Genomic DNA, 12,759 nt, shown 5'->3' on the forward strand with positions numbered 1-12,759 from the left:
ACCTGCGCCCAAGGCTGCGAGCAATTGGCCGCCATGCCCGATGTGATCGGCGAAATCATCGGCATGAAGCAGGTGCCCAGCGGCATCCGCGTGGGCCAAATGCGCGTGCCCATTGGCGTGTTCGGCATGATTTTCGAAAGCCGCCCCAACGTGACCATCGAAGCGGCCAGCCTGTCGATCAAAAGCGGCAACGCGTGCATCCTGCGCGGTGGCTCTGAGGCCATTGAGTCGAACAAGGCGCTGGCGCTGCTGGTGCAGCAAGCCCTGACCGACAACGGTTTGCCAGTGGACGCCGTGCAACTGGTGCAAACCACCGACCGCGCTGCCGTGGGCCAGCTCATCACCATGCCGCAGTTTGTGGACGTGGTCATCCCGCGAGGTGGCAAGGGTTTGATTGAGCGCATCAGCGCTGAGGCCAAAGTGCCCGTCATCAAGCACTTGGATGGCAATTGCCACATTTATGTGGACGAGCCGTGCGACATCGACATGGCCGTGAAAGTGGCCGACAACGCCAAAACCCAAAAGTACAGCCCCTGCAACGCGAGCGAAAGCCTGTTGGTGGCGCGGGGCGTGGCCGCTCAATTCCTGCCCAAAATCGGTGCAATTTACGCGGACAAAGGGGTGGAGATGCGCTGCTGCCCCAAGGCCAAGGCCATTTTGAGCCTGGTCGCCAAAGCCACACTCAATGACGCCACCGAGCAGGACTGGTTCGAGGAATACCTCGCCCCCATCATCAGCATCAAGGTGGTCGAAGGCGTGGACGAGGCGATTGCCCACATCAACCACTACAGCAGCCACCACACCGACGCCATCCTGACCCGTGACCACATGCACGCCCAGCGCTTTTTGCGCGAAGTCGACTCGGCCAGCGTCATGGTCAACACCAGCACCCGCTTTGCCGATGGGTTTGAATACGGGCTGGGTGCCGAGATCGGCATCAGCACCGACAAGTTCCACGCCAGAGGCCCCGTGGGCATTGAAGGCCTGACCTCGCTCAAATATGTGGTGCTGGGCGAGGGCGAGGTGCGCGGTTGAGTGCCGCAACTGAAGTGCACATGTACTTGGCCTGGCAGCAAAATGTCCGTTATGCGCTTGCAATGGCGCTGAACGGCCCCATATGATTTTCCTCTTTTGACCTGTTTTTCCCTGATAAAGGATGCCCATGGTTCCCCATCTCGTCACCGCCCTGACCGGTCCCATCAATGAGCTGGAGCAACGCATTCTGGACTCCATGCCCGCGATTGAACGCTGGTTTCGCCTGGAGTGGATGGAACACACGCCTCCGTTCTACACCTCGGTCGACATCCGCAACGCCGGCTTCAAGCTGGCCCCAGTGGACACCAACCTCTACCCAGGCGGCTGGAACAACTTGACGCCTGAAATGCTGCCTTTGGCCGTGCAGGCTGCCCAAGCGGCCATCGAAAAGATCTGCCCCGAGGCCAAAAACCTGCTGATCATCCCCGAGAACCACACGCGCAACACCTTTTATTTGGCCAACGTGGTTCAGCTGCAGCGCATCTTCCATATGGCGGGACTGAACGTGCGGCTGGGCTCGATCAACCCTGAAATCAAGGAAGCCACGGTCATTGAGCTGCCCAATGGTGAAAGTGTGACGCTGGAGCCGGTGGTGCGCACTCAGCACCGCTTGGGCCTGAAAGACTTTGACCCCTGCACCATCTTGCTCAACAACGACCTGTCGGCTGGAGCCCCGGGCATTCTGGAAGAGCTGCACGAGCAATTCTTGCTGCCGCCCCTGCATGCGGGCTGGAGCGTGCGCCGCAAGACCAAGCATTTTCAGAGCTATGAGGAAGTGGCCAAGCGTTTTGGCAAGTTGTTGGGCATTGACCCGTGGTTGATCAACCCGATGTTCAGCCAGTGCGGCGATGTGAACTTTGCCGAAGGCACCGGCATGGACTGCCTGCGCAGCAATGTGGATGCCTTGCTCACCAAAATCAAGCGCAAATACAAGGAATACGGCATCAACGAAAAGCCGTTTGTGGTGGTCAAAGCCGACAACGGCACCTATGGCATGGGCATCATGACGGTGCGCGATGTGGCGGACTTGGACGTCCTGAACCGCAAAACCCGCAACAAGATGAACGTCATCAAGGACGGTCAGACCGTCAATGACGTGATCATCCAGGAAGGCGTGCTGACCAATGAGCGCATCAACGACGCCGTGGCCGAGCCGGTGGTGTACATGATGGACCGCTATGTGGTGGGCGGTTTTTACCGGGTGCACGCCGAGCGCGGTGTTGACGAAAACCTGAACGCGCCGGGTGCCAGCTTTGTGCCCCTGGCCTTTGCCGACACGCCGCACCTGCCCCAGCCGGGTGTCAAACCCGGTGCCAGCGTGCCCAACCGCTTTTACATGTACGGCGTGATTGGCCGCCTGGCCATGCTGGCGGCCAGTTACGAGCTGGAAGCCACCGACCCCGAGGCCGAGGTGTACGACTGAAGAGACAGTTTTTGGCGTTTCGGTGGCCTGAAATGGGTGATTTGGGTGATTTCAGGCCTTGCTTGTTTTTTGAAGCCGTCAAAAGTTGCTGCACTGCAACATTTTCACCAACCAAGCCATGACAGATCGCCCGGCTTGGGCGCAAAATGGGACGCATCTCAGCCACCTGGCCTGACTTCTGTCAGGCTGTTTTTTTTGTGTCCTCAACAAAATCCTCACTCGCCGCCCTGACCTTGGGTGCCATTGGCGTGGTTTACGGCGACATCGGCACCAGCGTGCTGTACGCCATGAAAGAGGTCTTTGGCTCCGGCCATGTGCCCTTCACGCACGACAACGTGTACGGCATCCTTTCCATCTTCTTTTGGACCCTGACCACCATCGTGTCGGTCAAGTATGTGTTGCTGGTGCTGCGGGCCGACAACCATGGCGAGGGCGGTCTGGTGGCCATGCTGGCCTTGGCCTCGCAATCGGTCAAAAACAAACCTCAGCTGCGCAAGGTGTTGCTGGTCGTGGGCATCTTTGGCACCTGCCTGTTTTATGGCGATGGGGTCATCACCCCGGCCATCTCGGTGCTGTCGGCGGTGGAAGGCTTGGAGATCATCTCGCCCGCGTTCAAAAAGGCCGTCATTCCCCTCACGCTGGTGATTCTGTTTGGCTTGTTTTGGGTGCAAAAGCGGGGCACAGCGGGCATTGGCAAGTTCTTTGGCCCCATCACCTTGATTTGGTTTGCCACCATCGCGGTGCTGGGGGTGTCCCACATCGTGCACCACCCCGAAATTTTGTTGGCCATCAGCCCTCACTACGCCTTGGGCTTCATGTGGCACAACCCCGGCACCACCTTCATCATTTTGGGGGCTGTGGTCTTGTGCGTCACGGGTGGCGAAGCGCTGTACGCCGATTTGGGCCACTTTGGTAAAAAACCGATTCGCCTGGCCTGGTTCAGCGTGGTCATGCCTTGCCTGACCTTGAACTATTTTGGTCAAGGCGCCTTGCTCTTGGCCGAGCCCGAGGCCGTGAAAAACCCGTTTTTCATGATGGCCCCCGACTGGGCTTTGGTGCCCTTGGTGGGTCTGGCCACCATGGCCACGGTCATTGCCTCGCAAGCCCTGATCACCGGCGCTTTCAGCGTGACCAAACAGGTCATTCAATTGGGCTATCTGCCGCGCTTGCAGGTGCTGCACACCAGTGAGACCGATACCGGCCAGATTTACATGCCTTTTGTGAATTGGGGTCTGTTTGTGGCCATCGTTTTGGCAGTGGTCATGTTCAAGACGTCGAGCAACCTGGCGGCGGCCTATGGCATTGCGGTGTGCACCGACATGCTGATCACCACCGTGCTCACCTTCTTTGTGATCCGCTACGCGTGGAAGTTGCCGCTGGCGCTGTGCATTGGTGCCACCGGCTTTTTCTTTGTGGTCGATCTGGCGTTTTGGGCCTCCAACATGCTCAAGTTGTTGGATGGCGGCTGGTTCCCGCTGCTCATCGGCGCGGCGGTGTTCACTCTGATGCTCACCTGGCACGATGGGCGTCGCTTGCTCAATGAGTCTTTGCGCGCGGATGCTTTGCGCCTGACGGATTTTCTGGAGGCGGTGTTCATTTCGCCGCCAGCACGGGTGCAAGGCACGGCTGTGTTTCTGACGGCTGAATCAGGCAATGTGCCCAACGCCTTGCTGCACAACCTCAAGCACAACAAGGTTTTGCATGAGCGCAACCTGTTTGTCACGGTGTGCAACCACGAGGTGCCGCGCATTGACGCCGACCAGCGTCTGGATGTGACACCGCTGGGCCATGACTGCTGGCAAGTCATCGTCAACTATGGCTTCAAAGACAACCCCGACTTGCCATCGGCACTGGCCGTGATTGAGGACGACGGCTACAAGCTCGATCCCATGACGACCAGTTATTTCCTGTCGCGCGACATCGTGATCCCCACGATCGGCGGGGGCATGGCCACTTGGCGCGAAAAATTGTTTGCCAACATGCACCACAACGCCAGCGGTGCGGCTGCGTTTTTGAACCTGCCCACGAATGCGGTGGTCGAGCTGGGCTCCAAAATCGAAATCTGAGGCCCCATGCGCACCTCCCATTTGCTCTACCTGCACGGCTTCCGGTCGTCGCCTCAGTCGGCCAAGGCCCAAATCATGGCCAAGTGGGTGCAGGCTCGGCACCCCGGTGTCACCTGGTGGTGCCCGCAATTGCCCGCGTCGCCCGCGCAAGCCATTGACCAGTTGCTGCAGGGCACGGCCGAGTGGCCGCGTGGGCAGATGGCGGTCATGGGCTCTTCGCTCGGCGGCTTTTACGGCGCCTGGCTGTCGGCTCACTGGGGTGTTCCTGCGGTGCTGATCAACCCGGCCGTGCACCCCTCGCGCGATCTGGCGCACTACATCGGCGAACACCCGGTTTGGCAAGACCCGGCGCAAAGCATTTTTTTTGAGCCGGCTTATGTGCAAGAGCTCAAAGTTCTGGAAAGTCAGCCCTTGCAAACCTGTCCCGGCACGCTGGCCTTGATCGCCAAGGGCGATGAGGTGCTGGACTGGCGCGAAATGCTGGCCCGCCACCAGGCCGGGCAGGTGCGCCTGATCGAGGGCAGCGACCATGCCCTGAGTGATTTTGACGAGCACTTGCCGCAAATCCTTGAATTTCTGCAGCTGGCGTGAAGCCCGGCGGGCCGAATGACCGGGTGGCATGGGAAAATCAAGCCATGTACGTATTATTTGAAGATGCCGGCAAATTCATGGCCGGACGGATCATGGCCGAAGCCGAGGCTTCCGCACAGGTCGAACTCGACTCCGGCAAACGGGTCAAGGTCAAATCGGCCCACATGCTGCTGAAGTTCGACAAACCGGCCCCGGCCGCTTTGCTGGCCGAGGCTGGGGTGCTGAGCCAGACCATCGAGTTGGAACTGGCTTACGAATGCGCCCCGGACGAGGAGTTCGGCTTTGGCGACTTGGCCAAAGACTATTTCAGCAACAACGCCAGCACCACCGAACAGGTGGCCGCCTTGCTGTGCTTGCACGAAGCGCCGCATTACTTTCGCCGGGGCGGTGCCAAAGGGCGTTTTCGCAAAGCCCCGGCCGAGATCGTGCAGCAGGCTTTGCTGGCCATCGAGAAGAAAAAACAGGTCCAGGCCCAGATCGAAGCCTGGTCGGCCGATCTGGTGGCGGGCACTTGCCCTGAACCGATCCGCGAGCAGCTCTACAAAATTCTGTTTCGACCCGACAAAAACACCGCCGAGTACAAGGCTGTGGTCGAGGCCAGCAAAAGCAGCCAGACGGCGCCTTTGGACTTGCTGCAAAACGCAGGGGCCATCGCCTCGCCCTGGGATTTCCATTGGCAAAGGTTCTTGTTTGACCTGTTCCCCAAGGGCACGGGCTTTCCCCCTTTGCAAGCGCCCGCCATCACCGATGACTTGCCGCTGGCTCCGGTGCAGGCGTTCTCGATTGACGATTCACAAACGACCGAAATTGACGATGCCCTGTCCCTGCAAGGCCTGGGCACGGGCACGGTCACCGTGGGCATCCACATCGCCGCACCCGGTTTGGCCTTGACGCCGGGCGGCGCCATCGACCAATTGGGTCGCGCCCGCCTGTCCACCGTTTACATGCCCGGCTACAAAATCACCATGCTGCCCGACAGCGTGGTCCAGACCTACACCCTGATCGAAGGGCGTGACTGCCCGGCGGTGTCGCTGTATGTGAGCTTCAGCGAAGACACGCTGGAGGTGCAAAGCGCTGTCACCCGATTGGAGCGGGTGCCGATTTTGGTCAACCTGCGCCACGACCAGTTGGACGATCGCATCACCCGCGAATGGCTGGAGGGCGAAGACCTGAGTGACCACGCCGATGTGCCGATCAGCCGTGCCACGTTGGCGTTTTATTGGCGTTTGGCCCAGACCCTGAAAGCGCGGCGCGAAGTGGTGCGCGGCAAGCCCGAAAACTTCAACCGCCCGGACTACAGCTTCAAGCTCGAGCGGAACAGCAACGACACGCCCCCCACGGGGGACGAGACGGTGTTGATCGGCACCCGCAAACGCGGTGCGCCGCTCGATTTGATGGTGGCCGAGGCCATGATCCTGGCCAACAGCACCTGGGGCCAGTGGATGGCCAGTCTGGGCGTGCCCGGCATCTACCGCAGCCAGGCCAGTTTGGCCCCAGGCGTCAAGGTGCGCATGGGCACCAAGGCGCTGCCGCACGCCGGCATTGGCGTGCCCAGCTACGCCTGGAGCACCTCGCCGCTGCGCCGTTACACCGACCTGGTCAACCAGTGGCAAATCATTGCTTGTGCCAAGCATGGCGCCACGGCCGCATTGGCCGCGCCCTTCAAGCCCAAAGACGCCGAGTTGTTTTCCATCATCAGCGGCTTTGATGCGGCCTACAGCGCCTACAACGGCGTGCAGTCCAGCATGGAGCGCTACTGGACGCTGCGCCATGTGCAGCAGCACAGCATCGAGGAGCTGGACGCCAGCCTGGTCAAGGAGATGGGCGGTGGCATCTGGCTGGTGCGCGCCGACGCCTTGCCATTGATGTTCGGCGTCTTGGGCGCACACAACTTGCCACGCGGTGCTCGTGTGCGCGTCAAGCTGGCCGACGTGGACCTGATGGCGCTGGATGTGCGCGGCACCGTGCTTGCGCACCTGGATGCCGAAGGCCCAGGCGCTGACGCCGAAGAAGCGGAACAAGAGGCCGAGGACGATGACAACCTGCCTGCGGGCCCGGTGACCATCGCGGTGGATCTGAACGACAGCACACCCCTGCATGCGCCCTGAGGAAAAACCACAATCTGGCAGGGTGGCTCGCCCCACTGCGGGTCGTTTGCAGCCTTCACCCCACCTGGGCCTGAGCTGGGCACTGGGCCTGTCTGTGGCTGTGCATGCGGGCTTGGTGGGTTTTCGGTTTTCGGCACCCGAGGCCTACAACCGTGTCTTTCAGGACACCCCGCTGGAAGTGGTTTTGGTCAATGCGCGCAGTCAGGAACGTCCCCAAGAAGCCCATGCCTTGGCCCAGGTGCGTTTGGCTGGCGGTGGCGAGGTGCCCCAGGTGCGCATGTCCAGCTCGCCCTTGCCGCCTGCGATGAACGCTGATCCGGGCATGGACCTCAGTGCGACCCAAAAAAAAATCGAAGTGCTCAAAATGCAGCAGATGCATTTGTTGACACAACTCAAGGATGAGTTGGCCGTGCTCACCCGTGAAAATGCAGGTGACAAAACCGACAGTCCCGACCGCGAGGCCAAGGTGCAACGTCAGCAGCAACTGGCACGCCAGTTGGCGCAAATCGAGCAACGCGTGGACCAAACCCAGGGCGCGGCCCGCAAGCGCTACATCAGCCCCGCCACGCAAGAGGCGGTCTACGCGATTTACTACGACAAAATGCGCCGCACCATCGAGTACCGGGGCACCCTGAACTTCCCGGAGGCAGCAGGGGAAAAACTTTATGGTCAACTGACCATGGTGATCACCGTGGACAGTCGGGGGCAGTTGCTGAGCTCCGAAGTGGCCCGCTCGTCGGGCCAGCCTTTGCTCGACGAACGCGCTGTGGCCATTGTTCGCAATGCCGCACCGTTTGGTCATTTCACGCCCCCAATGCGGTCCCAGGCTGATCAAATCGTGGTCGTCACGCGCTTTAACTTTTCGCGTGATGCCACCCTGGGAACCCAGATGATGGCGGCTGAGCAGGGCAAACCATGACGCGATCGAACAGACGCCACAAGGAGAAGGGTTGATGCGCGCTTTGGGCCGTTGGTTGCTGTTGCTGGTCATGGCGGGTGTGTGCCTGCAGCTGTTTTTTGCCCTGCGCATCTTGGGCATGAATTGGCTCGCGCCTGAGTCGACCAGCTTTCAGCGCTCTCAGGCTTGGCAAATCCTGGTGCGTCAGGGCCAACTGCCTTGGCGGCAAGAGACGGTGGCATTGCAAGCCATGTCCAAAGGTTTGCAACGTGCCGTGATCGCCTCTGAGGACGCGGCCTTCATCCAGCACCGCGGCATCTGGTGGCAGTCCCTTGAAAAAGCCTGGGAGAAAAACGCCCGGGCCAAAGCGCAGGCCGAAAAACGCGCCCAGCGCCAACCCGACAAACCGGTCGACGTCAAAATTGTGGGGGGCTCCACCATCACCCAGCAGTTGGCTAAAAACCTGTTTTTGTCGGGTGAGCGCACGCTGCTGCGCAAGGGGCAAGAGATGGTGCTGGCGCTGATGCTGGAGGCCTTGCTCAGCAAAGAGCGCATTTTGGAGATCTACCTCAACAGCGTGGAATGGGGCGAGGGCATTTTTGGTGCCGAGGCGGCGGCGCAGCACTACTTTCGCAAAAGCGCCTCCCGCCTGAACGCCTGGGAGGCGGCACGCCTGGCCGTCATGCTGCCACGCCCACGCTATTTTGAAAAGCTGGCGCAGTCGGCCTATTTGGCGCGGCGTGCCGAGACCATCATGGCCCGCATGAACGACGTGGTCCTGCCATGAGCCTGACCACCCCGATCCCCGCCAGCATTCGCATCCTGGGCATCGATCCCGGCTTGCAAACCACCGGCTTTGGCGTGATCGAGATCACCGGATCGCGCCTGCAGTATGTGGCCAGTGGCGTGATCGAGACCACACGCGGTGAGATGGGCAACCTGCCTGCCCGGTTGAAAATCATCTACGACGGCGTGCGTGAAATCACCGCGCGTTACCAGCCCGATGTGGCCTCGGTTGAGATTGTTTTCGTGAACGTCAACCCGCAAGCAACTTTGCTGCTGGGTCAGGCGCGGGGTTGCGCGGTCACGGCCTTGGTGTCGTGCGATTTGCCCGTGGCCGAATACACCGCTTTGCAAATGAAGCAATCGGTCACCGGCCATGGCCGTGCGGCCAAGTCGCAGATTCAGGAAATGGTCAAGCGCTTGCTGCAGTTGCCGGTGCTGCCCCGGCAAGACGCGGCCGATGCCTTGGGGATGGCGATCACCCACGCGCACGCCAGCCCGTCCATGAACAAATTGGCTGCGCAAGGCGTGCTCAGTCGCAAAACCCACGGCATGTTCCGCAGCGGGCGCAGCCACTGACGGCCATCGATCAGTTGGGGGTGTAGGCCAGGCGCACGTAAATCGGTGCAAAGGCCTCGGCTTGGGTGATCTCGATCAGGGTTTCCTTGGCCAGCTCCAGCAAGGCGATGAAGGTGACCACCAGCACCGGCACACCCAGACTGGGGTCGAACAGGTGCTCAAACTCCACAAATTTGCGCCCTTGCAAGTGCTTGAGCACAAGAGTCATGTGCTCGCGCACGCTGAGCTCTTCGCGGCTGATCTTGTGGTGCTGCACCAGGTTGGCACGTTTGAGGATGTCGCGCCAGGCCGACTGCAGCTCGTCCATGCCCACATCGGGAAAGCGCGGTTGCAGGCTTTGCTCGATGAAGACCTGGGCCTGCAGAAAGTCACGGCCGTAATGCGGAATCACGTTCAGCTGCATCGAGGCCAGCTTCATCTGCTCGTACTCGAGCAGGCGGCGCACCAATTCGGCACGCGGGTCTTCGGCCTCTTCGCCCTCGGGTGCTCTTTTGGGCGGCAGCAGCATGCGTGACTTGATCTCGATCAGCATGGCCGCCATGAGCAGGTATTCGGCGGCCAACTCCAGGTTGCGCTGGCGAATTTCGTCAACATAGCTCAGGTACTGGCGTGTCACGCCCGCCATGGGGATGTCGAGGATGTTGAAGTTTTGCTTGCGGATCAGGTAAAGCAGCAAGTCCAGCGGGCCTTCGAAGGCCTCTAGAAACACCTCCAACGCATCCGGTGGGATGTACAGATCGCTGGGCATGGTGAACAGCGGTTCACCATACAAGCGCGCCAGCGCCACCTGGTCGACGACCGCAGGCATGGCCGCACTGGCCATGGCTTCGGGCAGATGCAGGGGCTTGGGGGTGTCGGTGCTCACGGGATGGGTTAGGCTTGAAAAATCGGGCTGGGAGGGGGCAGTGCTGACCCAGCGAAGCTCAGGCTTTCGTCTGGTACACGTAGGGTTTTTGTGCCACGCGACCTTGTTTGAATTCGGCCTGGATGTCGCGGTCGATCGGTTTGTCCCACAGCAGGCCTCGGCCTTGGCGTTGTTCGGCTTCCAGCTCGGGGCGTTGGGCCTTGAGTTGGTCAATGAACTGGCTTGTGTCAGAGCTGTAATCGGGGCGGCGGAAAAAGGACATGGCGGGCAATCCGTGAGGGGCAAAAACAAAAGGGTTTTGGCAGCCTCTGAAGACCACCAAAACCGGAGTGACACCATTTTAACGGGCCGGGTCTGCGCTCAGGCTGACGGCCAGGGCCAAGCTGCTGCTCAGGTCGGGCTGCAGGTGCGCTTTCAGGTGTTCCATAAGGCCGCTGCGCTGGGCCATGTCCAGCGGTTGGTGCGTCAGGCCGCACACCATCAGCGTGGTGTTCTTTTTGCGGCAGGTCTCGATCAGGTTCATCAGCGCATCCGCGCCCGACGAGTCGATGTAAATCACGTTTTTAAGGTCCAGCACCAGCGTGGGGGTGCTGATTTTGTCCTCGATGGCCTCCACCAGCTTCACTGCCCCAAAAAACAGTGCACCGTACAGACGCCAGGCCTGCACCTGGTGCTCAAATCCGGCCAGACCGGGCTGCTCTATGCGGGTCACGCCCTCGCAGCGGCTCAGGCTGGAGATGCGGTAGATGAAGGTGAGGCAAGCGGCGATCAGACCCACTTCGACCGCCACCGTCAGGTCAAACACCACGGTGAGGAAAAAAACCGCCAGCAAGGTGATGCGGTAAGGCAGGCGGTACTGGCGCAGGTGCATGAATTCGCGCCATTCGCCCATGTTCCAGGCCACAAACATCAAGATGGCCGCCAGCGCCGCCAGCGGAATGTGCCCAGCCAAGGGTGCTGCCACCAGCACCACGGCCAGCAAGGTCAGGGCATGCACCATGCCCGAAATCGGGGTGGTGCCGCCGCTTTTGATGTTGGTCACGGTGCGCGCAATCGTGCCGGTGGCGGGCATGCCACCAAAAAACGGTGTGACAAAGTTGGCCACGCCTTGGGCCATGAGCTCCTGGTTGGGGTTGTGGCGGTCGCCGATCATGCCGTCGGCTATGCGGGCGCACAGCAGCGACTCAATCGCCCCCAACAGCGTCAAGGTCAAGGTGGGCATGAGCAAAAAGCGGGCGCTGTCCCAGCTGAACTCGGGCCAGGAAAACCCGGGCAGCGAAGAGGGAATGCCGCCAAACTTGCTGCCAATCGTCTCCACGGGCAGGTTCAGCAGCCAGGTGACCAAGGTGGCAAACACCAGCGCAATGATGGAGCCGGGCACCATGCTGGCCCAGCGGTAACGGGTGCCCTGCGCGCGGCGGCTCAAGCGCAGCCAGCCCACCACCAGCGACAAGGACGCCAGAGACAGCAGCAGGGCGGCCAGATTGACCGTGTGCAGGTTCAGCCACAGGGTGTTCAAGATGCCAAAGAAATCGGCCGGCATGGCAGCCACTTGCAGGCCCAGCAAGTCCTTGATTTGCGACAGCATGATCAGCACCGCGATGCCGTTGGTGAAACCGATCACCACCGCCACCGGGATGAAGCGGATCAGCGTGCCCAGGCGAAACAGGCCCATCAAAAACAGCAATACGCCCGACATGGCGGTGGCCAAAATCAGGTTGGCCAAGCCATAGCGCTCGACGATGCCGTAGACGATGACGATGAAGGCCCCGGCAGGCCCGCCGATTTGCACCCGGCTGCCCCCCAAGGCCGAGATCAAAAAGCCCGCAATGATGGCGGTGAACAGACCCGCCTCGGGTTTGAGGCCCGACGCAACGGCAAAGGCCATGGCCAGGGGCAAGGCCACCACCCCCACGGTGATGCCTGCGCCCACGTCTTGGGAGAAGCGTTCGCGGTTATAGCCGTGCAAGCAGTCCAGCAATTTGGGCCGAAAAAGAAGCGTGGCCTGCATCCAGTTCATGGGTGTTTTGTGAGTTTTTTAGAGTGAAGTTATGCGGCACGCCAGCGCAGGTCGACCAACAAGGGGCGCAGGCACAGCACCCAAAGCAGCGCAGCCAAAGGGACGGTGGTGATGTAACCCCAGTATTTGAACCCCAGTGCTCCCATCAGCCCACCCAGAAAAAAGCCCAGCACCAGAACCAGATGCACCCGAAGGCGCTGGCGGTTGGCGCGCACCGGGGTGCCGGGCTGGCTCCGGTTCATGTACAAGAGTTTGCCCAGCTCGATGCCCAGATCGGTCACCAGGCCGGTGACGTGGGTGGTGCGGATTTCGGCCTTGGAGATTTTGGTGATGACCGCGTTTTGCAGGCCCATGATGAAGCACAGCAAGACCACCGTGACCGGCACAAACA

Annotated in this window: 12 protein-coding genes; 8 read left to right on the forward strand and 4 right to left on the reverse strand. The window is 60.7% G+C overall.

The genetic code is table 11. The features are described 5' to 3' along the window. The 8 genes from ACIQ47_RS11660 to ruvC all read left to right on the forward strand — a co-directional run. The coding region (locus tag ACIQ47_RS11660) for a glutamate-5-semialdehyde dehydrogenase (RefSeq protein ID WP_396438279.1) at nt 1-1,035 on the forward strand (1,035 nt) is incomplete at its 5' end. 127 nt (nt 1,036-1,162) lie between these two features. After that, complete coding sequence (gene gshA / locus ACIQ47_RS11665; RefSeq protein ID WP_396438280.1) at nt 1,163-2,458, forward strand: glutamate--cysteine ligase; 1,296 nt, start codon at nt 1,163-1,165, stop codon at nt 2,456-2,458. Between the two features lie 197 nt (nt 2,459-2,655). Then, nucleotides 2,656-4,524, forward strand: a complete 1,869-nt coding sequence (locus tag ACIQ47_RS11670; protein ID WP_396438281.1) for a potassium transporter Kup — start codon at nt 2,656-2,658, stop codon at nt 4,522-4,524. Nucleotides 4,525-4,530: 6 nt separating this feature from the next. Continuing rightward, nucleotides 4,531-5,115: a YqiA/YcfP family alpha/beta fold hydrolase gene (locus tag ACIQ47_RS11675; RefSeq protein WP_396438282.1), complete on the forward strand. Its 585-nt coding sequence runs from the start codon at nt 4,531-4,533 to the stop codon at nt 5,113-5,115. A gap of 44 nt (nt 5,116-5,159) precedes the next feature. Beyond that, entirely contained in the window at nt 5,160-7,223 is a 2,064-nt protein-coding gene (locus ACIQ47_RS11680) for a ribonuclease catalytic domain-containing protein (RefSeq protein WP_396438283.1), read from the forward strand. Nucleotides 7,224-7,245: 22 nt separating this feature from the next. After that, nucleotides 7,246-8,142, forward strand: a complete 897-nt coding sequence (locus ACIQ47_RS11685) for an energy transducer TonB (RefSeq protein WP_396438284.1) — start codon at nt 7,246-7,248, stop codon at nt 8,140-8,142. Nucleotides 8,143-8,176: 34 nt separating this feature from the next. Continuing rightward, nucleotides 8,177-8,908 (forward strand): monofunctional biosynthetic peptidoglycan transglycosylase, encoded by a 732-nt coding sequence (gene mtgA, locus ACIQ47_RS11690; RefSeq protein ID WP_396438285.1) that lies wholly within the window; start codon nt 8,177-8,179, stop codon nt 8,906-8,908. Between the two features lie 26 nt (nt 8,909-8,934). Then, on the forward strand, nt 8,935-9,483 hold the full coding sequence (gene ruvC, locus ACIQ47_RS11695) for a crossover junction endodeoxyribonuclease RuvC (RefSeq protein ID WP_108362521.1): 549 nt from the start codon (nt 8,935-8,937) through the stop codon (nt 9,481-9,483). A 10-nt stretch (nt 9,484-9,493) separates the two neighbouring features. On the opposite strand, the gene ACIQ47_RS11700 is transcribed toward ruvC, so the two are convergent. The 4 genes from ACIQ47_RS11700 to ACIQ47_RS11715 all read right to left on the reverse strand — a co-directional run. Then, nucleotides 9,494-10,306, reverse strand: coding sequence for a segregation and condensation protein A (locus tag ACIQ47_RS11700; protein WP_396438288.1), 813 nt, complete (start codon nt 10,304-10,306; stop codon nt 9,494-9,496). Between the two features lie 100 nt (nt 10,307-10,406). Beyond that, complete coding sequence (locus tag ACIQ47_RS11705; protein ID WP_062407985.1) at nt 10,407-10,610, reverse strand: DUF3460 family protein; 204 nt, start codon at nt 10,608-10,610, stop codon at nt 10,407-10,409. A gap of 78 nt (nt 10,611-10,688) precedes the next feature. Then, nucleotides 10,689-12,368 (reverse strand): SulP family inorganic anion transporter, encoded by a 1,680-nt coding sequence (locus ACIQ47_RS11710; RefSeq protein ID WP_396438286.1) that lies wholly within the window; start codon nt 12,366-12,368, stop codon nt 10,689-10,691. 29 nt (nt 12,369-12,397) lie between these two features. Continuing rightward, the coding region (locus ACIQ47_RS11715) for a YoaK family protein (RefSeq protein ID WP_396438287.1) at nt 12,398-12,759 on the reverse strand (362 nt) is incomplete at its 5' end.

Source organism: Limnohabitans sp. (assembly GCF_044373035.1).
Lineage (GTDB): Bacteria > Pseudomonadota > Gammaproteobacteria > Burkholderiales > Burkholderiaceae_C > Limnohabitans_A.

Coding starts and splice junctions, on each gene's coding strand:
- ACIQ47_RS11705 (WP_062407985.1), bottom strand. CDS start 10,610: ATGTCCTTTTTCCGCCGCCCCGATTACAGCTCTGACACAAGCCAGTTC.
- mtgA (WP_396438285.1), top strand. CDS start 8,177: ATGCGCGCTTTGGGCCGTTGGTTGCTGTTGCTGGTCATGGCGGGTGTG.
- ACIQ47_RS11680 (WP_396438283.1), top strand. CDS start 5,160: ATGTACGTATTATTTGAAGATGCCGGCAAATTCATGGCCGGACGGATC.
- ACIQ47_RS11675 (WP_396438282.1), top strand. CDS start 4,531: ATGCGCACCTCCCATTTGCTCTACCTGCACGGCTTCCGGTCGTCGCCT.
- ACIQ47_RS11700 (WP_396438288.1), bottom strand. CDS start 10,306: ATGGCCAGTGCGGCCATGCCTGCGGTCGTCGACCAGGTGGCGCTGGCG.
- ACIQ47_RS11710 (WP_396438286.1), bottom strand. CDS start 12,368: ATGAACTGGATGCAGGCCACGCTTCTTTTTCGGCCCAAATTGCTGGAC.
- gshA (WP_396438280.1), top strand. CDS start 1,163: ATGGTTCCCCATCTCGTCACCGCCCTGACCGGTCCCATCAATGAGCTG.